This is a genomic window from Methylobacterium tarhaniae, from assembly GCF_001043955.1.
Classification (GTDB): Bacteria; Pseudomonadota; Alphaproteobacteria; order Rhizobiales; family Beijerinckiaceae; genus Methylobacterium; species Methylobacterium tarhaniae.
Map to the genome: position 1 here is coordinate 12,856 of NZ_LABZ01000083.1, position 24,822 is coordinate 37,677.

Genomic DNA, 24,822 nt, shown 5'->3' on the forward strand with positions numbered 1-24,822 from the left:
ATACAAAACGTCAACAGATTGCGGCGAAGCCATCGGAGATCCGCCATAAAACGTACAAAATATGTACAAACCCTGGAAGCTCAGGCGATTGCCCGCGCCGGGCGCCAGGCGCTAAGGTCCGCCAGCATCGAGAGAAAGGGATCGCCTGGATGGCGCGCGGACAGGACAGGGCGTACGGCGTGCTGCGCCAGAGGCTGGTCGGCGGCCATTACCCGCCCGGTTTCCACCTCCGCGAGGAGCCGCTCGCCCACGAATTCGGCCTGAGCCGCAGCCCCGTCCGGGCCGCCCTGAAGAGACTGGTCGAGGACGGGCTCGCGACGGCCGATGCCGGCCACGGGATCCACGTGGCGGAATGGAGCGAGGCGGATATCGAGGAGACGTTCCGGCTGCGCATGCTGCTCGAGCCGCACGCGACCGAGCGTGCCGTCGTGCGCGGCGGCGATGCCCTCGTCGAGCGCCTCGAAGCGAGCAACCGCACCATGGCGCTCGCGATCGAGCAGGGCGACGGCGAGGCGATCTCGATCGTCCAAACGACGAACAAGGAATTCCACCGCACCCTGCTGGACTATTCGGGCTCGCCCCGGTTGCGCTCCATCCTGGAGACGATGATCGACATGCCGATCGTGGTGCGGTCGTTCTTCATCTACTCGCCGTCCGAGTTGTCGCAGAGCCTCCATCATCACCGCGACATCACGTTCGCGGCCCGCGTCGGCGACGGCGAGCTCGGCCGGCGCGCGATGCAGCTGCACCTGCGCATGTCGTATGCCCGCGTGATGCGCCATCGCGGGTCATGGCGTCAGGTCGCGGCGTCGAACGAGGACGGAGCCTCGCCCCCCGCCCGGCCTGCAGCGCGGGCGGTCGAGGATGCGGAGGAACGCTGAGGTCCCGCGGCCTGGGCACCGCGGCGCCCGGATTCCTGGCCCACCCCCACGCGAGTGACCGCAATGCCGCCAGAGCCCCGCCGACCCGATCTGGCGGCGCCCATCATCACGGGCGTCGATGTCAGCCCGGCCCGCATGCCGCGGCGGGCCGCCGACGGCATCGCCCCGCCGGACCCGACGGCGCTACCGCCAGCGGCCAATTCAACTGATCTCCACCCCAGGGAAGACCGATCGATGAAGACCCTGTGCAAGACCGTCATTGCCGTCACCCTGACCTTCGGCCTCGCGAGCCCGGCCATCGCGCAGGGGAAGCCGGGGAAGGAGCATATGGACCATGCCGGCCACCACCCCGTGCCCGCGACGACGGACACGCCGGCGACCCGGGCATTCCGGGACGTCGGCGCCGCGATGCATCGGGACATGGACATCCGCTACACGAACGACGTCGATATCGACTTCGTGCGTGGCATGATCCCCCACCACAAGGGGGCCGTCGCCATGGCCAAGATCGCCCTCCAGCATTCCAAGGATCCCGAGATCCGGACGCTGGCCGAGGAGATCATCAAGGCCCAGGACGTCGAGATCGCCCGGATGGAGGCCTTTCTCAAGAAGAAGGGCGCCCGATAAGGCCATCCGTCTCGCCGGCGATCTTGTCTCGCCGGGACCTTGCCGGTCCCGGCCCGTCCCTCGCTCTCGCGCGCATCGACGAGCACCGTGTCCGGCTGGGCGAGGCGCGCCGGCGCCTCCTCGGCCGACAGGTCGTCACGTCGCGGCTGGAGTGCACCACCACCGAAGCGACCGACCGGGAGAATTCGACAGCCATACTATCGACCCGGGGCAATCCGATCCCGGGCGTCGTTGTCAGGGCATCGCCGTCAGCCCCCGTCACCGATGCGTGTGTCGCCGCTTGCGAGGCGCATGAGCCCTGGGCGCGATCGCTGCCCGACATGCCGGGCTCAAGCTCGCCCTCCTGCTCAACAGACACGCTCTGACCTGCACGGCATCCGGGATGAAGGGACCGCAGAAGCTCATCGCGTCGGGCGTGCAGGCTTGTTGCTGCTCCGGCGTGCCCCTGTCCAGCGACAATGCGGGAGAGGCGAACATCAGGACCGTCAGCCCGATGCAGGTCGCGATCGACTGGGTGATCATCGTGTCTCCTTGCGCGTGCCCTCGCCGGATCGGGACAGGATACGAAGCTTGAATCTGCGATAGCAACACTCATTCGTTGAAGCGGCGAGGGATTGCATCTCAGCAATCCTGGAGTTCGCCCTCGGCTGGCAATTGCTTCCGGCGGCACTGCCTGGGCATCGACTCCAGCGCCGGCTCTTCGACGAAACTCACCACCTCGATCCCTGCCTGCCCGATGCATGGTCGCAGCTGAGCTTCACCCTGGAGGTCCGCAGTCGGAGAATCCGGATCGACATCGATCGTGCCACCGCCACCAAACTCTGCTCGACGGCCGGGAACTGGAAATCTGAGAGCCTGCTTGACCCATCCCGCCAGTCGTCTGAGAAGCCAGCGATATCTTGTTTTATAACTTATCAAATTGATATTATCGAGGTCTATAACCGTCTAACGCCGCTAATAATGCAAGAATCCAATCCTAGCGGCGGAGGCCCGCGGCTTCCGCGGCGGGGGCGGCGGTGGATTTCGCGGCGGCGGCGGGTTCCACGGGGCCGGATTCCGCGGCGGTGGATTCCGGGGCGGCGGCTTTGGCGGGTACCGCGGCGCGGGCTTCCGCGGCGGCGTCGGACGACCGGGCTGGGGCGCGGCGGGCCCGATAGCCGGCCGGCCCGGAGCAGGATACGGGCGATACGGCCGTTACGGCTACGGATATCGTTACGGCGGATACGGGTACCGCCCCGGCTACGGGGTGGCTGCGGCGGGGGTCGGCCTCGCGGCCGGGGCCGCGGCGGCCGGCTATTACGGCTCGACCTATGGCGGCTGCGGACCCTACGCCTCCTACGATTCGTATACCGGCACGTGCCGCGCCTACTGAGCGACGCTGCGGCGCGACGGGTTTCGTCGCGCCCCGCTCGATCGAGCGCGGCTCCTGAGGCGATCCGTCGAGGGCGGCGATCCCCCCATCCGCGCGAGCGTGGAGCGGCGGATTCGGCAGGTCGGGGCCGTCTCCCGTCCGACGTCACGGACATGAGCCTGGCGCAGATGTCGTCCGTGCTGGAACTCCCGGAGCCGGCAGCCTTCACCCATGCCTTCCGGCGCTGGACGGGCGTGACGTCGAGCGCGTGGCGCGAGGAGCAACGGACGAAGTCAGGCGGTCCCCGGCTGCGCGGTCCTCCCGGGCTACGCCCGTTCCACCTCGTGGATCACGCTCGCGAGATAGAGTTCGATCCGCCGGACGGCCTGAACGTCGCGGCCCGACACGGTCAGGGCGATGTCGCTGCCGCGATGGTGCGCGCGACGGATGAGCTCCTCGGCCTTGCCCGCCGCCAGGCTTTCCGACTCGGCGCGCAGGATCGTGGCCGCGGCTCCCGTGGTGATCCTGATCTCGAAGAGCGGCGAGTCTGACATGATCGCATCGATCGTCTTCGGGCCGATATCGTCTGTCGGCGGTCCCGATCCCGGCACCGTTCGAGCAAGACTGCCTCGATGCCGTCACGATTGCCGGCCCCTCGCAACACTGCGAAGTGATCCGGCTTAATTCAGCATAGATCGGGTCCACGAACGCTGCAACGGGGATGATACAGACGATGAAATCGTCTGCTGTCCTCTTCGATCAAGCACATCGAACGTTCGAACATTATCGTGCAACCTGAGCTGCTGAAGGGAGGCCGGCGATCGGCGCGACGCGCGAGGGCCGGCGGCGGCCCACCCGGCCTCTTCTGCTGGACCGTCCTCGGAGACGCACGGAGTCTTCTCATGCGCATCACGATGGCTGCGCTGGGCATCATCGTCGTGGGGCTGGCCTCGCCGGCTGCCCTGGCCCAGTCGGGAGGATACGCTCCGGCGCCGAGCCTCCTGATCCACGGCAATTACTGCGGCCTGGGCAACCGGGCGCCGCTCCCGCCGGTCGATGCGCTCGATGCGGCCTGCGCACGCCACGATGCCTGCACGCCTCCGGGCGGGTTGCCGTCCCGGCGCTGCAACTTGAGACTGTTCCGGGAGGCGGACCTGATCTCGCGCGATCCGCGTCAGCCCGACGACGTGAGGAATGCGGCGGGGTTCGTCGCCTTCAGCGCCTCGACGCTGCCCTTCCATCCCGCGCCGTATCCCGCGGCGATCGAGGCTCCGATCTGGGCCGATCCCTACATTGGCCGGCCCGTGCGGGCCGCCTACGCCTATTAGGATGGGGAGCGGCGCACCCGGCGGACCCTGCCGGGCGTGCCGACCTCGCGCCCCGAGGCGTCCGGGCAGGCCGGGAGGCCGCCGCCGTCGAAGCGGCCTCGGCTGTCCCGCCCGATCAAGCACGAACCGGCGCCCTTCGCGAGAGTCCCGATCGGAGCCCGCCGACCCGACCGACGACGCGGGAGCGAGGTCCGGTCGCGATCTCGCTCCGGTCGAGGCGGCGCCCGGGGATCGATCGCGCGACGGGCCGCGGTCCACTTCGCCAAGAGTCTGCTTCGCCAAGAGTCCACTTCGCCAGGAGACAGCACCGTGGCGCATGCGACGACGCGAGCGGCGCCGGTCCGCCGCCGGCACGAGAAATACGAGCGCCTGATCGCGGCGGCGCAGGCGCAAGCCCGCCTCAAGGTCGCGGTGGCGCACCCTTGCGACGAGGCCGCGCTCGGCGCGGCGCTGGAAGCCGCCGATCTCGGGCTGATCGAGCCGATCCTCGTCGGGCCGCGCGAGCGGATCCTCGCGGCCTCCGCCGCGCTCGCGGCGGGGAACCGGGCCGGGCCGGTCGGCGATCCGGCACGATGGCGCATCGTGGAGGCCGGGCACAGCCACGCCTCGGCCGCGGAGGCGGTGGCGCTCGTCAATGCCGGTGCGGCCGAGGCGGTCATGAAGGGCAGCCTGCACACCGACGAGCTGATGGCCGCGGTGGTCCGGCGCGAGGGGGGTCTTCGGACCGCGCGCCGCCTGAGCCACTGCTTCGTGATGGACGTGCCGAGCCACGACAGACCGCTCATCGTCACCGACGCGGCGATCAACATCGCGCCCTCCCTCGAGGAGAAGCGCGACATCGTCCAGAACGCCATCGACCTCGCCCACGCCCTCGGGCTCGAGACCGTGCGGGTCGCGATCGTCTCGGCGATGGAGACCGTCAACCCGAAGGTCCCCTCGACGATCGACGCCGCCGCCCTGTGCAAGATGGCCGATCGCGGCCAGATCACCGGGGCGGTCCTCGACGGGCCGCTCGCCCTCGACAACGCGATCGATCTCGGCGCGGCGGCGATCAAGCGGATTCGCTCGGATGTCGCCGGGCGAGCCGACGTGCTGGTGGTGCCGGATCTCGAGGCCGGCAACATGCTGGCCAAGAGCCTGACCTTCCTGGCCGGGGCGGACGCCGCCGGAATCGTGCTCGGCGCCCGGGTGCCGATCATCCTGACGAGCCGGGCGGATTCGCAAGGGACCCGGCTCGCCTCCTGCGCGGTCGCCTCGCTCGTCGCCGCGGCGCGGCGGGCGGGCGCAGCCCTGCCGGAGGTCTAGCGATGATCCCGGCCCATCTGGTCCTGAATGCGGGCTCCTCGAGCCTGAAGTTCCAGGTCTTCGAGGCGGACGGCCTCGACGCCGGAGACCGGCGGCCGGGGGCGACCGGCACACCGCACCGCCTCTACCGCGGCCGGGTCGAGGGGCTGGGCGGCACGCCGCGCTTCGTCGTGCGCGACGGCGACGGCGCGGTCGTGGCCGACGAGCGGCCCGACGGCCACGCCTTCGGTCACGAGGCGGCGCTCCTCCACGTCGCCGCGTGGCTGCGCGCCCATCGCGGCGGGCATCGCCTCGCCGCGGTCGGGCACCGGGTCGTGCATGGCGGCATCGCCTACGACGCACCTTTGCGCGTGGACGACGCGGTGATGCGGGAGCTGGAGCGGCTGGTGCCCCTGGCCCCCCTGCACCAGCCGCACAACCTGAAGCCGATCCGCGTCGTCCAGCGGCGGTTTCCCGAGTTGCCGCAGGTCGCCTGCTTCGACACCGCCTTCCATCGCGGCCAGCCCGAGGTGGCCCAGCTCTTCGCGCTGCCGGCCGAGGTCACCGCGCGCGGAGTGCGCCGCTACGGCTTCCACGGCCTGTCCTACGCCTCCATCGCCGCGGCCCTGCGCGAGCGCGCCCCCGCCCTCGCGCAGGGCCGCACGATCGTCGCCCATCTCGGCAGCGGCGCCAGCCTCTGCGCCCTTCACCGCGGGCGCAGCATCGCCACCACGATGGGCTTCTCCGCCCTCGACGGCCTGCCGATGGGCACGCGCTGCGGCAGCCTCGATCCGGGCGTGGTGTTCTTCCTGCTGCGGGAGATGCGCCTCGCGCCGGACGAGGCGGAGCGCATGCTCTACACCCGCTCCGGCCTTCTCGGCGTGTCGGGCCTCTCGAACGACATGCGCATCTTGCGCGCCCACGCCGCGACCGACAGCGGCGCGCGCGAGGCCATCGACCTCTTCGTGTACCGGATCGGCCGCGAACTCGGCTCGCTCGTCGCGGCGCTCGGGGGCGTCGACGGGCTCGTCTTCACCGGGGGCATCGGCGAGAACGACGCCGCGACCCGGGCCGAGGTGCTGCGGGGCGCCGCCTGGGCCGGTTTCCGGCTCGACGAGGCGGGAAACGACGCGGGCGGCCCGCTCCTCACGCGCGGCCCCGGCCCGCAGGCCTTCGTCATCCCCACCGACGAGGAAGCGATGATCGCGCACGGGATGCGCGCGGTGCTCGCGCCGGCATCCGGGCCGGCGCCGTGAGGAACGGGCCCTCGCGAACGGAGACCCGCGATGCAGCGAGGAACTCCCGATGATGCGCCTCTCCGACCTGACGGGTACCGACGAGGGACGGGCCATCGACGATGCCGGGCCGGCCTGTTCCTCACCTGGGAGGAGACGCGCCACCGAGCGCCGCGGGAGCTGAGCGGAGTCGCATGGCGCAACTCCGCTCGGCTCCCTGTTTTCGCATCGTTCCTGTCGCCGACCCGGCGGCCGCTTCGGCGAATGATGCTGAGGGAGACGACCATGGCCGAGACCCGCACGACCCGCCCCCAAGCGGCCGAGGCGCCGCCCTCCCCCTTCGCGCTCCAGGCCCGCCTGGCCGAGATCTACCGCCAGCGCTGCGCCGCGGCCGTCCAGGGCTGCCTCGACGCGACGCTCGCGGCCCAGGAGGCCTGGGCGGCGGCGCTCAAGCCCGTCACGCCGGCGGAAGCCCTCGGTGACGCGGCGACCTACTGGGCCGACTTCGCCCAGCGCTCGCTCCTGTTCTGGGACACGATGCGCCGGCGCGGCAACGACTGGCTGGCGCACGAGGCGGCCGGCAAGCCGCCCCTCCTCGCCTTCGCGTGGGAGATCGTCGCCGACGCGCGCGGCTTCGCGCGGCCGGCGAATTACGCGCTGGCGCGCATCCTGCCCCCGGACGGCGTCGCGATCGATGCCGACAAGCGCCCTTACGTCATCATCGATCCGCGGGCCGGGCACGGCCCGGGCATCGGCGGCTTCAAGCCCGACTCCGAGGTCGGCGTGGCGCTGCAGGCCGGCCACCCAGTCTACGTGGTGATCTTCTTCCCCGAGCCCGTCCCGGGCCAGACGCTCGCCGACGTGGCCCAGGCCGAGGCCGCCTTCCTGCGCCTCGTGAGCGAGCGGCACCCGACCCGCGGCCGGCCGGTCGTCGTCGGCAACTGCCAGGGCGGCTGGGCCGCCATGCTGGTCGGCGCCCTCGATCCCGAGCATGCCGGCCCGCTGGTGATCAACGGCGCGCCGATGTCGTACTGGGCCGGCAACGACGCCGAGAACCCGATGCGCTATGCCGGCGGGCTCCTCGGCGGCTCCTGGCCGGCGCTCCTCGCCAGCGACCTCGGCGGCGGCGTCTTCGACGGCGCCCACCTCGTCGAGAACTTCGAATACCTCAACCCGGCCAACACCCATTTCGGCAAGGCCTACACGCTGTTCTCGAAGATCGACACCGAGCCGGCCCGCTTCCTCGACTTCGAGCGCTGGTGGGGCGGCTACTACCTGATGAACCGCGAGGAGATCCGGTGGATCGTCGACAACCTGTTCGTCGGCAACCGGCTCGCCGCCGGCCGCGCCGAGTGGGAAGACGGCAGGATCTTCGACCTGCGGGCGATCCGCTCGCCGATCATCCTGTTCGCCTCGCTCGGCGACAACATCACGCCGCCGCAGCAGGCCTTCAACTGGGTGGCCGACCTCTATCCCACCACCGCCGATCTCAAGGCCAACGGGCAGGTCATCGTCGGCCTGATGCACGAGAGCGTCGGCCATCTCGGCATCTTCGTCTCCGGCAGCGTGGCGCGGCGCGAGCATGCCCAGATCGTCGACCTCCTCGACTATATCGAGCACCTGCCGCCCGGCCTCTACGGCATGAAGGTCGAGGAGACGGGACAAGGGATCGGAGCCGGGGCCGGGCCGCGCTACGACGTGGTGCTGCGCGAGCTGGAGGTCGAGGACCTGCAGCGGCTGCAGAAATACGCCCGCAAGGACGAGGTGCCGTTCGAGGCGGTGAGGCAGGTCTCGGAGCTGAACGCCGCGGCCTACGAGGCCTTCGTGCATCCGGTCGTGAGCGCGTGGGTGCCGCGCGAGGCCGGGGCGGCCCTGCGGGCCCTCCACCCGCTGCGGGCCCGGCGCTGGGCCCTGTCCGACCTCAACCCGGCGCTCGCCTCCGTCGCTCCTTTCGCCGACCTCGCGCGGGCCCATCGCGTCCATCGCGACGAGGCCGGGTTCTGGGCGGCAACCGAGCGCAGGAGCGCTGCCGGGATCACGGCGGCCTGGGACTTCTACCGGCAGATGCGGGATGCCGCGGCCGAGAACCTGTTCTACGCCACCTACGCGACCTTGAGCAACGTCCTGCCCCGCCCCGAGGAGGCGGCCGCCGCGACCGGAGGGGCGCCGGACCTGCTGCGCGATGCCATGAGCCGCCTCGCCGAGGGTGGCTTCACCGACGCCGCGGTCCGGGCCTGCCTGCTGGTGGCCCGCCTCGGCCGCAGGGAGCGGCGGCTGTCGACGTTCAAGCGCATCCGTGAGCTCGCCGGCCGCGACATCGGCCTGCTCGACCGGACGGCGAGCGAGGCGGCCCGCATCGTCCGCCAGCAGGCGGCCATCGTCGAGCACGCGCCCGACGAGGCGATGGCATCCCTGCCGGACCTGGTGCGCACGGCCGGGGAGCGCCGCCGCCTCCTCGACATCCTCGACCGCCTAGGGGGCCAGCTCGCCCTGGGACCGGAGCAGCGCGCGCTGCTCGGGCGGTTCAGCGACCTGCTCGCGCCCGCGCCCGCCCCCGTCCCGGCCGGCGAGCACAGGCGCAAGGCCGGCTGAAGCCCGGAAGATCCGAGACAGGGAGGTCAGGACCATGACGCAGATCCCCGACGGCAACGCCCTCGCCGGCAAGCACGCTCTGGTGCTCGGCGTCGCCAACGAGCACTCGATCGCCTATGGCTGCGCCCGGGTCTTCCGGCGGCTCGGGGCGCAGATCGCCCTGACCTACCTCAACGAGAAGGCGAAGCCCTTCGTCGAGCCCCTGGCCCGCGAGCTCGACGCGCCGATCCTCGCGCCCTGCGACGTGCAGCGGGCGGGCGACCTCGAGGCGGTGTTCGAGCGGATCGCCGAGACCTGGGGGCGCCTCGACATCGCCCTTCACTCGATCGCCTTCGCGCCGCGGGCCGACCTGCAGGGCCGGCTCGTCGACAGCTCCGCCGAAGGGTTCGGGGTGGCGATGGACGTCTCCTGCCACTCCTTCATCCGCATGGCGAGGCTCGCCGCGCCGCTGATGACCGGGGGCGGCACGCTCCTGACCATGAGCTATCACGGCGCCGCCAAGGTCGTGCCGAACTACAACCTGATGGGGCCGGTCAAGGCGGCGCTGGAGAGCGCGGTGCGCTACCTCGCCTTCGAGCTCGGCGACCGCGACATCCGCGTCCACGCGGTGTCGCCCGGCCCCCTCGAGACCCGCGCCGCCTCGGGCCTCAAGGACTTCGACCTGCTGCTCAACGAGGCGGTCGCGCGGGCGCCGATCGGCGCGCTCGTCGACATCGACGACGTCGGCCTCACCGCCGCCTTCCTGACCACGCCCTACGCCGCCCGGCTCACCGGCACGACGCTCTACGTCGATGGCGGCCTGAGCATCATGGCGTGAGGGGAACGTCATAGGAGAATGTCATGGCCCTCCTGTTCGCCGAACTCGTCGCGCCCGAGCGCCTGATGTACTCGGGCGAGGTCCGCTCCGTGCTGCTGCCGGCCGCCGAGGGCGACATGACGGTGCTGCCCGGCCACGTCCCGCTCGTCACCGCCCTGCTCGCCGGGATCGTCTTCGCCACCGACGCCGCCGGGACCGGGCGCCGGGCCTTCATCAGCGGCGGCCTCGCCGAGGTGACGGGGGAGCGGGTCACGATCCTGGCCGAGCGGGTGACGCCGATGGAGGAGCTGAGCGGCGAGGGGCTCGACCAGGAGATCGCCGAGCTGCGCCTGGAGCAGGACAGCACGGGCGACTACGAGCGCCGCGCCCGCTGCGACGCGGCGATCCGGCGCCTGGAGGAGATCAAGGCGAGCCTGGGTTTGTGAGGCGGAGCCGGGGCCTCTTCCGTCCGCAGGCCCGTCCGGGGAAGCTTCCGACACAAGAAATGGCACGGGAAATCTCCTCCCCCCGCGGGCGGGGAGAGGAGAGAAACTCGCACCTTCTTTCCCCGGACAGCCCTGCGCCGTCTGAAGGCAACGGCCCGGCACGACCCGCCGTCAATACAGCTCCGGCACGAAGCGCCGGTTGCGCAACGTGTCGTCGTAGGCGTCCTTCTTGCTGCGCTTGGGCAGCTCGACCGGCTCGGCCTCGCGCTCCTCGTAGGGGATCAGGTGGAGGAGGTGCGCGATGCAGTTCAGGCGCGCCCGCCGCTTGTCGTCGGAGCGCACGACGTGCCACGGCAGGTCCTCGGTATCGGTCGCCGCCAGCATCGCGTCGCGGGCGCGCGAGTACTCGTACCAGCGCCGATACGACTCGACGTCCATCGGGCTGAGCTTCCACTGCCGCAGGGGATCGTGGATGCGGGCCTCGAAGCGGCGGCGCTGCTCGTGCCGGCCGACCTCGAGCCAGAACTTGACCAGCCGGATGCCGCTGCCGGTGATCACCCGCTCGAAGGACGGGCACAGGGTAAAGAAGCGCTGCCGCTCGGCCTCGCTGCAGAAGCCCATCACGGTTTCCACGCCGGCGCGGTTGTACCAGGAGCGGTCGAAGATCACGACCTCGCCGGCGGCCGGGAAATGGGCGAGGTAGCGCTGCAGGTAGAGCTGGGTCTTCTCCCGGTCCGAGGGCGCCGGGAGCGCCACGACCCGGAACACCCGCGGGCTGAGCCGCTCGGTGATCGCCTTGATGGTGCCGCCCTTGCCGGCGGCGTCGCGGCCCTCGAACAGGACGATGATCCGCGCGCCGGTCTCCCGCACCCAGGTCTGGAGGTAGCTCAGCTGCACCTGGAGCTTGTGCAGCTCGCGCTCATAGGCCTTGCGCTTGAGCCGTCCGCCTCCCGCGACCGGCTCGGACGCCTCGTCGCGGGCGTCCGACAGCAGCCCCTGGTCGGTCTCGTCCATGGCGGTTCCCTCCCTACCCCGCCTCCCCTACTCCGCCGGCAGGTGCTCCGGCGCACCGGCGGGCGCGCCGGGTTTCGCGGGCGGATGCGCCTCGCCTTTCCCCCCGCCGATCAGGCGCCAGGCCCGCTCGCGCAGGCCCTGGAACACGACGTAGAGCGGCGGGATCACGAAGATGCCGACGAACGACGCGGCGATCATGCCGCCGAAGACCGGCGTGCCGACGTCGCGCCGCGCGAGCTGGGACGCGCCGGTGGCGATGACGAGCGGCAGGAGCCCGAGGATGAAGGCGAACGAGGTCATCATCACCGGCCGGAAGCGCAGCCGCGCGCCCTCGGTCGCGGCCTCGCGCAGGGCCACGCCCTTCTCCCGCTGCTCCTTGGCGAACTCGACGATCAGGATGCCGTTCTTGGCGGCGAGGCCGATCAGCACCACCATGCCGATCTGGGCGTAGAGATCGAGGGTGAGCCCGCCCCACACCATCGCCGCGTAGGCGCCGACGACGCCGACCGTCACCGAGAGCAGCACCGGGACGGGAATCGTCCAGCTCTCGTAGAGCGCGACCAGGAACAGGAAGGCGAACAGCACCGCGAAGGCGAGGATGATCGCGGTCTTGCCCTCCGCCCGCTTCTCCTGGAAGGCGGTGTCGGTCCATTCCCCGCCGAAGCCCGTGGGCAGGGTGCGGGCGGCGACCGATTCCATCGCCGCCAGCGCCTGGCCGGAGGAGACGCCCGGCGCCGGCCCGCCCTGCACGGTGACGGCGCGCAGGTTGTTGTAGCGGATGAGCGCGGGCGGTCCGACGACGATCCGCACCTCGGCCAGGGAGCGCAGCGGCACCATCCCGCCGTCCTTGTTGCGCACGTTGATGCGGTAGATGTCGTCGATCCGCCGGCGGTCGTCGGCCTCGGCCTGGACCTGGACCTGCCAGGTGCGGCCGAACAGGTTGATGTCGTTGACGTAGTAGCCGCCGAGCGAGGCCTGCAGCGCCTGGAACACCGCATCGAGCGAGACGCCGAGGATCTGCACCTTGTTGCGGTCGATATCGAGGAAGACCGAGGGGTTCGTCGCCGAGAAGGTGCTGAACACCCGGTTGAGCTTCGGCTCCTGGTTCGCCGCGACGACGAGGCCGCGCAGCACCTGGGCAAGTTCCTTGGGATCGCCGCCGCGCAGGTCCTCGAGCACGTAGGCGAAGCCGCCGCCGGTGCCGAGACCGATGATCGGCGGGGGCGCGATCGGCACGACGGTGCCCTCGGAGATCGCGCGGAAGCGCTGGCCGAGCCGCGCGATCAGCGCCGCCGCGCCGTCGCCCGCCCCTTTGCGCTCCTCGAAGGGCTTCAGCGTCACCACCATGAAGGCGGCGTTGCTCTGCGAGTAGTTGTCGATGAAGTTGAGGCCCACCACGGTGGTGGCGTCGGCGACGGCGTGCTCCTCGCGCAGGATCGCCTCGGCCTTCGCCGCGACCTCCGAGGTCCGCCCGACCGCGGCTCCCTCCGGCAGCTGCACCACGACGAAGAACGCGCCCTGGTCGTCCTCCGGCAGGAAGCCCGTCGGGGTGATCTTCGCCAGCTCCACCGTGCCCCAGGCGGCCGCGAGCGACAGCACGAGCCCGATCAGCGACAGACGCACGATGCGGGCGACCGCGGCGCCGTAGCCGTCGCGCACGGCGTCGATGGAGCGCATGACGAGGCCCATGACGCCCCGCCGCGGCCCGTGATGGGGCCGCAGCAGCACGCCGCAGAGGGCCGGCGAGAGGGTGAGCGCGTTGATCGCCGAGAGGAACATCGAGACCGCGACCGCCACGGCGAACTGGCGGAAGAGTTCACCCGAGATGCCCGGCACGAAGGCGACCGGCACGAAGACCGAGAGCAGCACCAGGGTGATGGCGATGATCGGCGCGGTGATCTCCGCCATCGCGCGCTTCGTCGCCTCGCGGGGCGTGAGTTCGGGGTGCTCCTCCATCACCCGCTCGACGTTCTCGACCACCACGATGGCGTCGTCGACGACGATGCCGATGGCCAGCACCATGGCGAGCAGCGAGACCGAGTTCGCCGAGTAGCCGACGGCCTTGAGCGCGATGAAAGTGCCGATGAGGCTCACCGGCACGGCGAGCGTCGGGATCAGCGTCGCCCGCAGGCTGCCGAGGAACAGGAACACCACCACCACGACGAGCACGAAGGCTTCCACCAGCGTCTTCTGCACCTCGTGCACCGTCTCGGTGATGAAGGCGGTGGGATCGTAGGTGACCTTCCAGGCCAGCCCCTCCGGGAAGGAGGGCGCGAGCGCCTCCACCCGGGCCTTGACCTCTTTCAGCGTGGCGATCGCGTTGGCGCCGGGCGACTGGTAGATCGCGATGACGGTCGCCGGGCTCCCGTTGAGCCGTGTCTCGCGGTCGAGGCTCGCCGCGCCGAGCTCGATGCGGGCGACGTCGCCGAGGCGCAGGAGCGAGCCGTCCGGGTTGGTGCGCAGGACGATGTTGCGGAACTGCTCGGGCGAGGTGAGCCGGCCTTGCGTCTGGATGCTGAGCTGGAGCTGCTGCTCGTCCGAGACCGGCCGGGCGCCGATCCGGCCGACCGGGGCCTGGACGTTCTGGGCCTTGATGGCGGCGATGACGTCGCCGGCGGTGAGGTCGAGGCCGGTGAGCTGGTCGGTCCGGACCCAGGCCCGCATCGCGTAGTCCTGCGGGCCCCACAAGGTCGCGTCGCCGACGCCCGGCGTGCTCTTGATCCGGTCGAGCAGGTTGATGGTGACGTAGTTCGAGATGAACAACGGGTCCTGGGCGCCCTTCGGCGAGTAGACCGCGATCACGCCGAGCAGGGCCGACGACTTCTTCTTGACCGTGACGCCCTGCTTGCGCACGTCCTCGGGGAGCTTCGCGAGCGCGATCTGGACCCGGTTGTTGACGTTGACGGCGTTGATGTCGGGATCGGTGCCGAGCTCGAACGAGGCGGTGAGCGTGTAGCTGCCGTCGTTGCCGCTGACGCTCTTCATGTAGATCATCTTGTCGACGCCGACGACCTGCGACTCGATCGGCTGCGCCACGGTCGCTTCGACCACGTCGGCGGAGGCGCCCGGATAGGTCGTCGTCACCGAGACCTGGGGCGGGACGATGTCGGGGTACTGCGCCACCGGGATGGTGAGGAGCGCCAGCGCCCCGGCGATCGCGGTCACGATGGCGATGACGATCGCGAGGCGCGGGCGGTCGACGAAGATGGCGGAGAGCATCGGATCAGGTCCTGCCGGCGCCGGGAGAGGCCGGGACCGCCCGGACCGCGAGGCCGGGCCGCACCCGCTGCAGCCCGTCGACGATGACGAGTTCGCCGCCCTTGAGGCCGCTCTCGATGACCGCCTCGGTGCCGCCGGCGCCGGAGGCCGGCGTCACGCGCCGCGTCACCGCCCGGTCGTTCTCGACGACGAAGACGTAGACGCCGCCCTGGTCGGCGATGAGGGCGCCTTGCGGCACCACCACCTTCTCCTCCGGCGTGCCGGTCTGGAGCGCGACCTGGACGAGCTGGCCGTCGCGCAGGGCGCCGGCCGGGTTCGGCATCGTGGCCCGCACCAGCACCGTGTCGGTGGTGCGCTCGACGCTGATGTCGACGAAGTTCACCCGCCCGACCTGGTCGTAGGTCGAGCCGTCGGGAAAGCGCAGGCGCACGGCGATCCGGCTGCGGTCGACCGGGGCGCCGCCCTGTTGCACGCGCAGGAATTCCCGCTGGCTCACCGGGAAGGTGACGTACATCGGGTCCTGGCTGACGATCGAGGTCAGCACGCCGCTGTCGGGCCCGACGACGTTGCCCTTGGTGACGCTGGTGCGGCCGATGCGGCCGGTGATCGGGGACAGGATCTTCGTGTAGCCGAGGTTGATCTGGGCGGTCTTCAGGGTCGCCTCGTCGCCCATCACGGCGCCGCGCGACTGGTCGAGGGCGGCGCGGGCCTGGTCGCGGGCGACGACCGTGCCGGCATTGCGGTCGAGGAGGTCCTGCGCGCGCTGGAGCTGGATCGCCGCCAGGGTCTCGGCGGCGTGGCTGCGCTCCAGCGCGCCCTCCGCCTGGCGCACGGCCGCCTCGAACAGGTCGGGCTCGATCCGGTAGAGGGGCGCTCCCTCCTTGACGACGTCGCCTTCCTTGAACAGCACCGCCTCGAGGTAGCCGGTGACCCGCGCCCGCACCTCGACGCGGCTCACCGCCTCGACGCGGCCGACGAAGTCGAGCGTCTTGTCGATGGCCTTGCGCTGCGCCGCCACCGTGCCGACGGGCAGCGCCGCGGCGGGGTCGGTCGCCTGCGCGCGGGCGGAGATCGGCCAGGCCAGACCGAGAAGGAGGAGGATCCCGAGGCTACGGCGCATGATCTGTCCTCAGGCCGGAGGGCCGCGCTCCATCCTTGCAGGTCGCGGCCCTCCGGCTTGATCGGACGGGACAGCCCGGCCGATCATCCGGCGCGGGGCCCGGCCGGCGCGTCGGATCGGGGGCTCCCGGTGCCGGACAGGACGAGGGCGCGCAGCCGGTCGCGGCCCAGCAGGCGCCCGAGTTCCCGCCAGGTGAAGTACGGCACGAGGGCGACGGCCATGATCGCCGCAATCGCCGCCAGGCCGCGGACCCCGCCGCCGCCGATGACCGGCAGGCTCCCGGCGAGGGAATGCCCCTTCCACAGGCCGATGAGCGTCTCCTCGACCACGTAGGCGCAGACGAGGAGCACCGCGAAGCCGCAGGCACGCGCGGCGATCCGCACGATCGGCCGCCGCCGCGCAGGTCCTCGCATCGCTTGGCGCCGGGCCTCGATCCCCTCCGCCACCAGCATGACCTTGGCGAGGATCCACGAATTGATGAAGGCGAACCCGTAGAACTGGTAGCCCATTCCGTGCCGGGAGAGCACGACCGTCTCGTGCAGCACCAGCGTCCCGAAGACGACGAGGAGATAGGCGAAGATCGCCCCGATCCGCCCGGCCTCCTCGCGCAGGCGTCCCCCGAGCCGTCGCCATCGTGCCGCGCCGGCCGGCGCATCTTTGGACGGGCGCCCTCCGGCCCCTTCGTCGGGCGTCCCTAGGCGCACGGGACCCGCCGCAGCGCCGGCCGGCACGGCCCGACGCGCCGCGCTCCGGCCCGCGCCAGCGCCCCCTCCCGCTCCAGCCGGGTGACGGCTCGCGACGCGGTCTCGATCGTGAGGAGGGTGTCGGCGATGTCGGGCTGGGTCATCGGCAGAACGACCCAGCCCGCCGCCCGGCCCACGGCCGGCTGGCCATAGACCACCGGCGTGCCGGCGAGCGAGGAACGTTCCATCTGCACGGGCCGCGCGGGTCCGCGCCCTGCGGGGCGTGCCGGGTGACACGGCCAATCCGCCGGACGGGATGGCAAGTTCCGGGGCCAGCCCCCGGACCGGGACCACGCTCGGGAACCGGCCGTCTTCAGGTCCATCCGCGTCTCTCCTGCCGGTTCGTTCCACGCCCGTTTCGGATCTCGCGCTACGCTCGTCTCCAGGACGGCCCTCGACGACGACCCTCAGCGCCAGCCCCTGCGGCCGCCACCGAACCGGCCGCCTCCCGCGAAGTGCCCGCGGTAATGGCCGACGCGATGCCCGTATCCCCGCCCGACATAGCCGCGCCGGCCATATCCATAAGCCCGGCCGCCATAGACCCCGCGGCCATAGACCCCGCGATAGGCGTACGCACCGCCCCGGTAGTAGCCCTGCACGGCGTAAGGGGCGCCGTAATGCGGTCGGCAGTAGCCGTAGGGGCCGCGGTGGAAGCCGACGCCGCAACCCTGGGCCGCGAGCGCCGGGACGGAGCCGAGGCCGAGCAGCGCGCCGAGAAGAGCCGCTGCGACGGCGAGCACGAAGCGCGTCATCTGTTCCTCCATGCAGGCGTGCCCGTCCGGTGGACGCGGGATGGCGGACCGTGGGGCACGGGTCGCGGCCCAGCGTCAGGGCCGGAACATCCACCGGAAGGCGCGGCGGATGCGCGTCCGCTCCGTCGCACCGCTTCGCAGGTGGCGGCGAAAGAGCCTGGCCAGCGAGGCGGCCGCCAGACCGTACTCCGCCGCGCATCGGGCGGCCCGGAATGCCGGAAGGGCACGGCTCCCGACCAGATCGCCGAAGGCCCGGCGGTCCGCCCCGTAGGCGAGGCAGAGCAGGTTGGCGAGGCGCTGGAGGGCGAGGCTGTGGTCGTCGGCGAGCAGGATATCCGCATCCTCCTCGGCGGCCTGGCCGAGGAGCAGGCGGGTGATCCCGTCGATGGCGTAGCGGGCCTCGGCCGGGGGAAGTTCGAGCAGGACGAGCGCCGCGAACTGGTCGGCGGCATCCTCCTCCCGGCCCAGCACCGGAACGTCGAGCAGATCGAACAGTGCGTGCCCGGCCTCGTGCAGGAACACCTGCGCGACCGGGCCGGCGACCGCGTCGCGCCGCGGCGCCCCCGGTTGCGGGGGCTTGGCCGGCACCCGCGCCTGCGCCTCGATGACGGAGATGACGTAGCCGTAGCAGACCGTGATCGTCTGCGTCCGGGGGTCATACCACGCGTTGGCGTCGCCGCCGCAGGCCGACAGCCGGAGCGTGAGCGTGCGGGGCAGGCGCACTCCACCGATGGCGGTCCGAAGGCCTTCGAGCACCCGGCGCCGCTTGAGGTCGCGGTAGACCGCGCGTGCCGCCGGCTCGGCCGGACGATCGTAGGCGATACGGATCCCGGCCTCCCGGACTTGGACGGAGGGGACCTGGACGGAGCGGACTTGGACCGCCCGGGCCGGCGCGACGACGGCGAGCGACAGGGCCGCCACGAGGCCGACGAGACGTCGCATCGTCCGGCTCCCGCCGAGCCGGGCTCGTCGGACGTTCGCGCGCCCCTGCGCGCGGCGGCCCCGCGAACCGGAACGCGGCACCGCGCGGCGGCTCTGGACCGCCGCGACGGCGCGGCCCGCTCGCGAGCCGAAGCCGACCGGAACCCGGTCGCCGAGGCCAACGGCGGCCGCCCGGTCGTGGCACGGCCGGGCCGTGGTCTGCTCCGGGCCAAGTCGCTCCGAGCCATGTCGCTCCGAGCCATGTCGCACCAGGCCATGTCGCTCCGGTCCATGTCGCACTCCGCGCGCGTCACCGGGTTCTCCCTTCGACGGCGCCTCGACGCCCCGCGGCAGCGCGTGGCCGACAGGTCCGCCGGGCGTCATGTCCGTCTCGTTCGAGAATGCTTGCTTCCGCGCCCGGCGCTTGATCGAACACGACACCGGCAGCGACGCAGGACGCCCATGCCGGGCCGCGTGCCATCGCGTCGCAAGCGCCTCGGCCGCACGCGGCCCGCATCGACGGTGCCGGGTCACACGGTTTGACGTGGATCAATTCCGGGACGGCTCACGCCCGCCATCCTGGCAGCAGGCAACGGGGAGGATGCGATGGCCGCCACTGACCAGTCTCGACCGGTGGGCCGCGTCGATGAAGCGGGACCTGATCCCTTCGCCATCGACGTCTTCGCGTTTCCCGCTGGCGCAAACCCGGCCATGAGATGGATGGCGGAGTCGCTGGCCTTCGCCGCCAAGCGTCTCACCGCGCAGTCCGAGCATCTGGTCGCGCTGGGCCGATGCGGATCGATCGTCGAGGCGCAGAAGCTGACCGCGGCCTATCTTGCCCGGGCGGCCTCGGATTGTCAGCACGAGGCGGGCACGTTCCTGCAGAGGATCACCGGCACGAAGTGACGCTTCCACTGCGCGGCACCGTCACACGCTCGGCGAGCGGTGCCGGGGCAAGCGAGAGCCGCTCTCGCGTCGCGGAGCCGATCGACCTGCCGCGCCCGGATGGATCTCTCGTGCACGATCTTCATGTGTGCAGTTTATGAACTTCTGGTTGAAGCCATGTAACAGACTTAACCTTGCATGATGGGCTGACGAGAATCTTACTAGGCTTCAGCATAGTTTGTCTGCGCAACACAGAGGAAAAGCCATGTCCTCTTTGGCGTCGAACGCACGGACGATGCAGCATGACCTCAAGCCAGATCGCCTGGAGCCAGATCGCCTGGAGCCAGATCGCCTGGAGCCAGATCGCCTGGAGCCAAATCGGTCACGCGTCGGCGACCTTCGCGGCTCGGCGGCCCTCCCGCACGGCTTCGTCGGTGCCCACGCGCTGCAGGCGGTCCGCGCCGTCCTGGCCGAGATGGGAACGAGTCCCGAGGAGGTCTGCCGGAACGCCGCGATCGACCTGCGCGTCCCGTACGAGATGGAAGCGGTCTCGTTCGCGTCGCTCGGCCGCCTGATGGCGGCGGCGGCCGACAGGATCGGATGCGGGCATCTCGGCCTCCTCGTCGGACAGCGCACGGATCTCCTGTCGTGCGGCCCGCTCGGCACCCTGGTCCGCCACTCGCGGACGATCGACGAGGCCCTGGGGGCTCTCGAGACCCATTACGTCCTTCTGAGCCGCGGCGCGACGATCGAAAGGTCGACCGACGGTCTCGTGGCGACCGTGACCTACGCGCCGTACGATCCCGATGCCGCGGGCATCGCCCACCATTGCGAGCGCGCCCTCGGCGCCCTGACCGGCGTGATGCGGTCCCTGTGCGGCGCCGACTGGTGCCCCGACGAGGTCTGGCTCCCGCGGCTCGCACCCGCCGATCCTTCGCCCTACGCGAGCTACTTCCGGGCTCCGGTCCGCTTCTCCCAGGAGATCACGGCGCTGGTCTTCCCCGCCCGTCTCCTGAGGCGGCCCATCCTTGGTGCCGATCCGGTTCTTCGGGCCGCCGCGGAGCATGGCATCCGGTGCGCCAAGGCCGCGATTCCGTTCGATCTGAGCCACGAGGTCCGGCGCTGCGTGCGGTCCCGGGCGACCCGGTCGCGCATCGGCAAGGACGAGATCGCGCAGGCCCTGGCGCTCAACCCGCGCACGTTGTGCCGCCGCCTGCGGGCGGGCGGAACGACGTTCCGGTCCATCACGAACCAGACGCGCCTCGGCATCGCCAAGCAGTTGCTCGCCGACACGACGATGGGCCTCGCGGAGATCTCGGCCGTGCTGGAATTCTCCGAGCCGGCAGCCTTCACGCACGCCTTTCGGCGCTGGACCGGAATGGCGCCGAGCGCGTGGCGGCAAGACCATCGCACCACGAGACCACCGAACTGAGCGCAACTGGTGAATCGCGCATGGCCGGTGATGCACCCGGCCGAACCTGCCGCCCGTTTCGAGGAGAAGCTCGTGATGCCTGGTCGAAGCGCCGCCCTCGCCATCGGAGCGTTCGTCGTCGGGCTCGGCGCCTCGGCCGCCGGAGCGGCGGTCGCGGACTACCAGGGCGCCTGGGTCCTCAGCGGACACGATTGCCAGGACGTCTACGCGTCCGCGGGCAAGAAGGCGTCGTTCAAGAAGCCGCTCGACATGTTCGCTCCCGCCTTCATCATCTCGGGCAACCGACTCACGACCCCGGCGGCGACCTGCCGGATCCGGTCGGTCCGCCCGGGCGGGGACCGTGAGCTTCTCCACCTCGACTGCGCCAACGCGGTCGCAGCCAACGACGTCAGGGTCCTCCTGGCCGCCTCGCCCCCGGACGGTCTGAAGCGCTATTATGGCGAGCATGATCCCACGGGGGTCGATTACCGGCGTTGCGCGCGATAACCCCCCTCGGCATCCTCTCAGAACAAGTCAAGCGGGCAGTGTATGCCAAGACAAATCTGCCCACTGCAAATAATTATAATTTATTACGTCAATGCACTACAATTTCTTTGCGATCAAATCAGGCCGAATGTCGGCAGGAGAGTCTCCATTCCCGCTTCCCAGCTCTTCGCAAGTTCTTCGTTCGTGCGGTGACGCAGGCCGAAGCGTCTGAGCAGGTCGAAGCGAGTGGAACCCTCGCGACCGAAGCTCGCCGAGACGCGGGGCCGCCAGAAGTCGACGCTTCGCTGTGCCGCCTCGCGTCCCGCTTCGGTCGCGACGATGCGGGTCAGTCCCTCCTCCCCGAGTTCCGCGTGCCGCGCCTCGCGCGGGGCGATCTCGCGGAAGATGTCCGCCAGCGGCGCGTAGGACAGGCGCGAGAATTCCTGCAGCTGGATGCCGACGGCGCGGCCCATGAGCACGTTCATCACCACGGCGTCGATCCAGCCCTGGAGCGGGTAGTGGAACACCGAGAGACGCATGTCCGAGCCGCGGCGCGCCGCCCCGATCTCGGCGTCGCGATCGAGGCGGGCCGCCCAGGGGTGGTGGACCGCGTAGCGGGCGGTATCGGCCCCGAAGGTGCCCATCAGGTCGAGCACGCGCTCGGCGTGATCGGTCTTCTCGAGCACGATCCGCGAGGCCGCGATCCGCGCCTTGAGGCCCGGCGCGTCATTGATCACTTCGGCGAACCCCGCCGAGCCGGCGAGCTCGCTGTCGACGAAGGTCGCCATCAGCCGAAGCAACTCGCCGCGGTAGCGCGGCGGTGCATTGGACGGGTTGGTCATGACTCCGCCCTGCAGGAGGTAGTCCTCGATGTCCATCGTCTCCGACACGGCTCCCTCCCTGCCTCGTCCGAAGCAGCGCCCGATGGCCGCTCCAGGTTTTTGATTTTTCCGCTTCGTCGGACAATTCTCTAGTGATCGAAACTCACGACCAGCTTGTCCGTCGTCGGATAGCATTGGCAGGTCAGGACGTAGCCCTGACGCACCTCGTAATCCTCGAGAGCGTGGTTGGTGATCATCTCGGCCTCGCCTTCCAGCACCTTGGCGCGGCAGGTCGAGCAGACGCCCGCCTTGCAGGCATAGGGCGCGTCCATGTTGTTCGCCAGCGCCGCGTCGAGCAGGCTCTCGCCCTGCTTCGGCATCCGGAACGTGCGCGTCGCACCGTCGAGGGTCACCGTCGCCTCGCATTGCGCGTCCGAGGCCGAGGCCGCCGTCGCGGCTGCGCGCGCCTTGGCCCGGCCGGGCTGGCCCGAGGCGAACAGCTCGAACTTGATCTGCGCGTCCGTCAGGCCGTGCTCGCGCAAGGAGGCCGCGATGCTCAGCATCATCGGCTCGGGCCCGCAGATGAAGGCGGCGTCGACGGAGGCGACATCGACCCAGTGGCGGAACAGCTCGGCGCATTTCGCCGCGTCGATGCGGCCGGTGAACAGGTCGATGTCCTGGGTCTCGCTCTCGAGCACGTGGACGATCGCCAGCCGGCCGAGATAGCTGTTCTTGAGGTCGTCGAGTTCCTCGCGGAACATGATCGAGGAGATCTGACGGTTGGCGTAGATCAATGTGAAGCGCGAGCGCGGCTCTCGGACCAGGACGGTCTTGAGGATCGACAAAAGCGGCGTGATGCCGCTGCCGCCGGCGAATCCGAGATAGTGCTTGGCGACCTCCGGCTCGATCGGCGTGTGGAACGCCCCCATCGGCGGCATCGCCTCCAGCACGTCGCCGGGCTTCAACTCCTGGTTGGCCCAGGTCGAGAACGCCCCGCCCTCGACGCGCTTGATGCCGACCCGCAGGGCGCCCTCGTCCCGGCCGGCGCAGATCGAGTACGAGCGGCGCAGCTCGACGCCGTCGAAGGCGCGCCGGAAGGTGAGGTATTGTCCCTGCGTGAAGGCGAAGGCGTCGCCGTCGCCGTCGCGGGGCTTGAGGGTGAGAACCACCGCGTCCCGGGTTTCGCGCCGGACCTCCGCGACGTCGAGGGGATAGAAGCGTGCCATGACCGCCGGTAGTCCCAGGTTGGCGCATCACCCGACGACTCCCGAACCGGTTCGCCGAAGACGATGCAGTCAGATCAAAGACCGGAAACAGCGCTTGATCGCGCACTGTTCTAGATGCACTTGAAATAGTCGAACGGCTCGAGGCAGTCCGTGCAGCGCCAGCTCGCCTTGCAGGGCGTCGAGCCGAACTGGCTGACCCGCTCTGTCCGGTTCGAGCCGCAACGCGGGCAGGCGACGGCGAGATTCGAGCCGCCGGTCAGGCGGCCGATCCGCCCGAGCAGCTGGCCATCCGCCGCCGTCCCGTCGATCGGCGGGGCGATGCCGTAGGCCCGCAGCTTCTCCCGCGCCGCGTCCCCGATCCAGTCGCTGGTCCAGGGCGGCGTCAGCGACCGCTCGATGCGCAGGTTCCCGATCCCGCGGGCGCGCAACGCATCCTCGATCGCGAAGTTGATCACCGCCGTCGCCGGGCACCCCGAATAAGTGGGGGTCACGGTCACCACCAGGGTCTCGCCCTCCCAGGCGAGGTCGCGGACGATCCCGAGATCGACCACCGAGATCACCGGGATCTCGGGATCCGGCACCTCGGCGAGCCAGCCCCGGATCTCGTCGGGCGACGGCCGGACGTGAGCCTCCATGGCGCCCTACCAGGTCGCGCCGGGATAGGCGCGCTGGAGGAACTGCATCTCGGCCAGCATGCGTCCCAGATGCTCGGTGTGGATGCCGCGCCGTCCGCCCTTCTGTGCGAAGGTCCCGGCCGGCACCGCGAGCGTCGCCTCGGCGAGGACCGGCAGGACGGTCGCATCCCAGGCGGAGCGGAGGCTTGCCGGATCGGGCGCGATGCCGGCCTCGGCCAGGACCGCGTCGGTGGCGTCGCCCAGGAAGAACTCGCCCGCATAGGGCCACAGGATGTCGAGGGCGGCCTGCATCCGGCGGTGGCTCTCCTCGGTGCCGTCGCCGAGCCGCACCACCAGGTCGGCCGACTTCTCGAGGTGGTAATGCGCCTCCTTGATCGCCTTCACGGCGATCTCGGCCACGCGCGGCTCCGACGACGACGTCAGGGCCCGCAGCATCGCGACGTGCCAGGCGTCGAACAGGAACTGGCGCATGATCGTCTGGCCGAAATCGCCGTTCGGCAGCTCGACCAGGAGGACGTTGCGAAAATCCCAGACGTCGCGCAGGAAGGCGAGGTCGTCGGCGCTGCGCCCCCTCCCCTCGATCTCCCTGGCGAGCCCGAGCCAGAACTGGGTCTGGCCGATCAGATCGAGGGCGATGTTGGCGACGCCGATATCCTCCTCCAGCACCGGGCCGTGGCCGCACCATTCCGACAGACGATGGCCGAGCACGAGGGTGGTGTCGCCCATCCGGGTCAGGAACTCGAACAGGGCGGCGCGGGCCGGCGCGAGAGGCGCGTCGAGAGGTGCGTCTTGGGGTGCGTCTTGGGGCGAACCGGGGGCCGGGTGGCGGCCGTTTCCGGCCCCCACCCGGCCCCCGGTTCGCCCCAAGACGCACCCCAAGACGCACCTCTCGACGCGCCTCTCGCGCCGGCCCGCGCCGCCCTGTTCGAGTTCCTGACCCGGATGGGCGACACCACCCTCGTGCTCGGCCATCGTCTGTCGGAATGGTGCGGCCACGGCCCGGTGCTGGAGGAGGATATCGGCGTCGCCAACATCGCCCTCGATCTGAT

Annotated in this window: 25 protein-coding genes and 2 pseudogenes; 14 read left to right on the plus strand and 13 right to left on the minus strand. The window is 70.8% G+C overall.

Going from position 1 to position 24,822, the window contains the following annotated elements:
• Positions 1 to 149 precede the first annotated feature (149 nt).
• Positions 150 to 881 carry a GntR family transcriptional regulator gene (locus tag VQ03_RS12860; RefSeq protein WP_083467971.1) on the plus strand — a complete coding sequence of 244 codons (732 nt, stop codon included), beginning with the start codon at positions 150 to 152 and terminating at the stop codon, positions 879 to 881.
• A gap of 234 nt (positions 882 to 1,115) precedes the next feature.
• Positions 1,116 to 1,508: a CopM family metallochaperone gene (gene copM / locus VQ03_RS12865; RefSeq protein WP_048451280.1), complete on the plus strand. Its 393-nt coding sequence runs from the start codon at positions 1,116 to 1,118 to the stop codon at positions 1,506 to 1,508.
• 258 nt (positions 1,509 to 1,766) lie between these two features.
• On the opposite strand, the gene VQ03_RS12870 is transcribed toward copM, so the two are convergent.
• A complete protein-coding gene (locus VQ03_RS12870; RefSeq protein ID WP_048451281.1) occupies positions 1,767 to 2,030 on the minus strand; it encodes a hypothetical protein in 264 nt (87 codons plus the stop codon).
• Positions 2,031 to 2,162: 132 nt separating this feature from the next.
• Between VQ03_RS12870 and VQ03_RS35265 the strand changes: the two are divergent.
• Both VQ03_RS35265 and VQ03_RS12875 read left to right on the plus strand, forming a co-directional pair.
• A pseudogene (locus tag VQ03_RS35265) lies at positions 2,163 to 2,312 on the plus strand (glycosyl hydrolase family 65 domain-containing protein); the annotation flags it as partial.
• Between the two features lie 169 nt (positions 2,313 to 2,481).
• Positions 2,482 to 2,880: a hypothetical protein gene (locus tag VQ03_RS12875; protein WP_048451282.1), complete on the plus strand. Its 399-nt coding sequence runs from the start codon at positions 2,482 to 2,484 to the stop codon at positions 2,878 to 2,880.
• A 305-nt stretch (positions 2,881 to 3,185) separates the two neighbouring features.
• Here VQ03_RS12875 and VQ03_RS12880 read toward each other — a convergent pair whose 3' ends face one another.
• A complete protein-coding gene (locus VQ03_RS12880; RefSeq protein WP_245292069.1) occupies positions 3,186 to 3,470 on the minus strand; it encodes a hypothetical protein in 285 nt (94 codons plus the stop codon).
• Positions 3,471 to 3,761: 291 nt separating this feature from the next.
• Here VQ03_RS12880 and VQ03_RS12885 point away from each other — a divergent pair, with 291 nt between their 5' ends.
• The 6 genes from VQ03_RS12885 to atpC all read left to right on the plus strand — a co-directional run bounded on the left by VQ03_RS12885 (position 3,762) and on the right by atpC (position 10,540).
• Positions 3,762 to 4,187 (plus strand): phospholipase A2 family protein, encoded by a 426-nt coding sequence (locus VQ03_RS12885; RefSeq protein ID WP_048451283.1) that lies wholly within the window; start codon positions 3,762 to 3,764, stop codon positions 4,185 to 4,187.
• 309 nt (positions 4,188 to 4,496) lie between these two features.
• Positions 4,497 to 5,492 (plus strand): phosphate acetyltransferase, encoded by a 996-nt coding sequence (locus VQ03_RS12890; protein ID WP_048451284.1) that lies wholly within the window; start codon positions 4,497 to 4,499, stop codon positions 5,490 to 5,492.
• A gap of 2 nt (positions 5,493 to 5,494) precedes the next feature.
• Complete coding sequence (locus VQ03_RS12895) at positions 5,495 to 6,727, plus strand: acetate/propionate family kinase (RefSeq protein ID WP_048451285.1); 1,233 nt, start codon at positions 5,495 to 5,497, stop codon at positions 6,725 to 6,727.
• A 264-nt stretch (positions 6,728 to 6,991) separates the two neighbouring features.
• Positions 6,992 to 9,298 carry a DUF3141 domain-containing protein gene (locus VQ03_RS12900; RefSeq protein WP_048451286.1) on the plus strand — a complete coding sequence of 769 codons (2,307 nt, stop codon included), beginning with the start codon at positions 6,992 to 6,994 and terminating at the stop codon, positions 9,296 to 9,298.
• Positions 9,299 to 9,332: 34 nt separating this feature from the next.
• Positions 9,333 to 10,115: an enoyl-ACP reductase FabI gene (gene fabI / locus VQ03_RS12905; protein WP_048451287.1), complete on the plus strand. Its 783-nt coding sequence runs from the start codon at positions 9,333 to 9,335 to the stop codon at positions 10,113 to 10,115.
• A gap of 23 nt (positions 10,116 to 10,138) precedes the next feature.
• On the plus strand, positions 10,139 to 10,540 hold the full coding sequence (gene atpC / locus VQ03_RS12910) for an ATP synthase F1 subunit epsilon (protein WP_048451288.1): 402 nt from the start codon (positions 10,139 to 10,141) through the stop codon (positions 10,538 to 10,540).
• A gap of 171 nt (positions 10,541 to 10,711) precedes the next feature.
• Here atpC and ppk2 read toward each other — a convergent pair whose 3' ends face one another.
• The 7 genes from ppk2 to VQ03_RS12945 all read right to left on the minus strand — a co-directional run bounded on the left by ppk2 (position 10,712) and on the right by VQ03_RS12945 (position 18,330).
• Positions 10,712 to 11,554, minus strand: coding sequence for a polyphosphate kinase 2 (ppk2, locus tag VQ03_RS12915; protein ID WP_048451289.1), 843 nt, complete (start codon positions 11,552 to 11,554; stop codon positions 10,712 to 10,714).
• Between the two features lie 27 nt (positions 11,555 to 11,581).
• Positions 11,582 to 14,773 carry an efflux RND transporter permease subunit gene (locus VQ03_RS12920; protein WP_048451290.1) on the minus strand — a complete coding sequence of 1,064 codons (3,192 nt, stop codon included), beginning with the start codon at positions 14,771 to 14,773 and terminating at the stop codon, positions 11,582 to 11,584.
• A 4-nt stretch (positions 14,774 to 14,777) separates the two neighbouring features.
• Positions 14,778 to 15,893 (minus strand): efflux RND transporter periplasmic adaptor subunit, encoded by a 1,116-nt coding sequence (locus VQ03_RS12925; RefSeq protein WP_157064089.1) that lies wholly within the window; start codon positions 15,891 to 15,893, stop codon positions 14,778 to 14,780.
• An 83-nt stretch (positions 15,894 to 15,976) separates the two neighbouring features.
• Positions 15,977 to 16,597, minus strand: coding sequence for a hypothetical protein (locus VQ03_RS12930; RefSeq protein WP_048451302.1), 621 nt, complete (start codon positions 16,595 to 16,597; stop codon positions 15,977 to 15,979).
• Positions 16,588 to 16,824: a helix-turn-helix domain-containing protein gene (locus VQ03_RS34590; RefSeq protein WP_053078548.1), complete on the minus strand. Its 237-nt coding sequence runs from the start codon at positions 16,822 to 16,824 to the stop codon at positions 16,588 to 16,590. Before VQ03_RS34590 ends, VQ03_RS12930 begins: the two co-directional genes overlap by 10 nt.
• A gap of 219 nt (positions 16,825 to 17,043) precedes the next feature.
• Positions 17,044 to 17,388, minus strand: a complete 345-nt coding sequence (locus VQ03_RS12940; RefSeq protein WP_048451304.1) for a GCG_CRPN prefix-to-repeats domain-containing protein — start codon at positions 17,386 to 17,388, stop codon at positions 17,044 to 17,046.
• Between the two features lie 75 nt (positions 17,389 to 17,463).
• The gene (locus VQ03_RS12945; RefSeq protein WP_048451292.1) at positions 17,464 to 18,330 is read right to left on the minus strand and encodes a DUF4344 domain-containing metallopeptidase; all 867 of its coding nucleotides are present in this window, start codon (positions 18,328 to 18,330) and stop codon (positions 17,464 to 17,466) included.
• A 585-nt stretch (positions 18,331 to 18,915) separates the two neighbouring features.
• On the opposite strand from VQ03_RS12945, the gene VQ03_RS31900 reads away from it, so the two are divergent.
• From VQ03_RS31900 to VQ03_RS12960, 3 genes are all read left to right on the plus strand, one after another.
• Positions 18,916 to 19,215 (plus strand): hypothetical protein, encoded by a 300-nt coding sequence (locus VQ03_RS31900; RefSeq protein ID WP_048451293.1) that lies wholly within the window; start codon positions 18,916 to 18,918, stop codon positions 19,213 to 19,215.
• A gap of 454 nt (positions 19,216 to 19,669) precedes the next feature.
• Positions 19,670 to 20,626 carry an AraC family transcriptional regulator gene (locus tag VQ03_RS12955; protein ID WP_083467974.1) on the plus strand — a complete coding sequence of 319 codons (957 nt, stop codon included), beginning with the start codon at positions 19,670 to 19,672 and terminating at the stop codon, positions 20,624 to 20,626.
• 30 nt (positions 20,627 to 20,656) lie between these two features.
• A complete protein-coding gene (locus VQ03_RS12960; protein WP_425350067.1) occupies positions 20,657 to 21,112 on the plus strand; it encodes a hypothetical protein in 456 nt (151 codons plus the stop codon).
• Positions 21,113 to 21,225: 113 nt separating this feature from the next.
• Here VQ03_RS12960 and VQ03_RS12965 read toward each other — a convergent pair whose 3' ends face one another.
• The 4 genes and pseudogenes from VQ03_RS12965 to paaC all read right to left on the minus strand — a co-directional run.
• On the minus strand, positions 21,226 to 21,981 hold the full coding sequence (locus VQ03_RS12965) for a Phenylacetic acid catabolic protein (RefSeq protein ID WP_048451294.1): 756 nt from the start codon (positions 21,979 to 21,981) through the stop codon (positions 21,226 to 21,228).
• An 80-nt stretch (positions 21,982 to 22,061) separates the two neighbouring features.
• Positions 22,062 to 23,138, minus strand: coding sequence for a 1,2-phenylacetyl-CoA epoxidase subunit PaaE (gene paaE, locus VQ03_RS12970; RefSeq protein ID WP_048451295.1), 1,077 nt, complete (start codon positions 23,136 to 23,138; stop codon positions 22,062 to 22,064).
• 110 nt (positions 23,139 to 23,248) lie between these two features.
• Positions 23,249 to 23,773, minus strand: coding sequence for a 1,2-phenylacetyl-CoA epoxidase subunit PaaD (gene paaD, locus VQ03_RS12975; RefSeq protein ID WP_048451296.1), 525 nt, complete (start codon positions 23,771 to 23,773; stop codon positions 23,249 to 23,251).
• 6 nt (positions 23,774 to 23,779) lie between these two features.
• A pseudogene (gene paaC / locus VQ03_RS12980) lies at positions 23,780 to 24,529 on the minus strand (1,2-phenylacetyl-CoA epoxidase subunit PaaC); the annotation flags it as partial.
• A 66-nt stretch (positions 24,530 to 24,595) separates the two neighbouring features.
• On the opposite strand from paaC, the gene VQ03_RS33030 reads away from it, so the two are divergent.
• The coding region (locus tag VQ03_RS33030) for a Phenylacetic acid catabolic protein (RefSeq protein WP_208605508.1) at positions 24,596 to 24,822 on the plus strand (227 nt) is incomplete at its 3' end.

Coding starts and splice junctions, on each gene's coding strand:
- VQ03_RS12860 (WP_083467971.1), top strand. CDS start 150: ATGGCGCGCGGACAGGACAGGGCGTACGGCGTGCTGCGCCAGAGGCTG.
- copM (WP_048451280.1), top strand. CDS start 1,116: ATGAAGACCCTGTGCAAGACCGTCATTGCCGTCACCCTGACCTTCGGC.
- VQ03_RS12870 (WP_048451281.1), bottom strand. CDS start 2,030: ATGATCACCCAGTCGATCGCGACCTGCATCGGGCTGACGGTCCTGATG.
- VQ03_RS12885 (WP_048451283.1), top strand. CDS start 3,762: ATGCGCATCACGATGGCTGCGCTGGGCATCATCGTCGTGGGGCTGGCC.
- VQ03_RS12895 (WP_048451285.1), top strand. CDS start 5,495: ATGATCCCGGCCCATCTGGTCCTGAATGCGGGCTCCTCGAGCCTGAAG.
- VQ03_RS12900 (WP_048451286.1), top strand. CDS start 6,992: ATGGCCGAGACCCGCACGACCCGCCCCCAAGCGGCCGAGGCGCCGCCC.
- fabI (WP_048451287.1), top strand. CDS start 9,333: ATGACGCAGATCCCCGACGGCAACGCCCTCGCCGGCAAGCACGCTCTG.
- atpC (WP_048451288.1), top strand. CDS start 10,139: ATGGCCCTCCTGTTCGCCGAACTCGTCGCGCCCGAGCGCCTGATGTAC.
- ppk2 (WP_048451289.1), bottom strand. CDS start 11,554: ATGGACGAGACCGACCAGGGGCTGCTGTCGGACGCCCGCGACGAGGCG.
- VQ03_RS12920 (WP_048451290.1), bottom strand. CDS start 14,773: ATGCTCTCCGCCATCTTCGTCGACCGCCCGCGCCTCGCGATCGTCATC.
- VQ03_RS12925 (WP_157064089.1), bottom strand. CDS start 15,893: ATGCGCCGTAGCCTCGGGATCCTCCTCCTTCTCGGTCTGGCCTGGCCG.
- VQ03_RS34590 (WP_053078548.1), bottom strand. CDS start 16,824: ATGGAACGTTCCTCGCTCGCCGGCACGCCGGTGGTCTATGGCCAGCCG.
- VQ03_RS12940 (WP_048451304.1), bottom strand. CDS start 17,388: ATGACGCGCTTCGTGCTCGCCGTCGCAGCGGCTCTTCTCGGCGCGCTG.
- VQ03_RS12945 (WP_048451292.1), bottom strand. CDS start 18,330: ATGCGACGTCTCGTCGGCCTCGTGGCGGCCCTGTCGCTCGCCGTCGTC.
- VQ03_RS31900 (WP_048451293.1), top strand. CDS start 18,916: ATGGCCGCCACTGACCAGTCTCGACCGGTGGGCCGCGTCGATGAAGCG.
- VQ03_RS12955 (WP_083467974.1), top strand. CDS start 19,670: ATGGGAACGAGTCCCGAGGAGGTCTGCCGGAACGCCGCGATCGACCTG.
- VQ03_RS12960 (WP_425350067.1), top strand. CDS start 20,657: ATGCACCCGGCCGAACCTGCCGCCCGTTTCGAGGAGAAGCTCGTGATG.
- paaE (WP_048451295.1), bottom strand. CDS start 23,138: ATGGCACGCTTCTATCCCCTCGACGTCGCGGAGGTCCGGCGCGAAACC.
- paaD (WP_048451296.1), bottom strand. CDS start 23,773: ATGGAGGCTCACGTCCGGCCGTCGCCCGACGAGATCCGGGGCTGGCTC.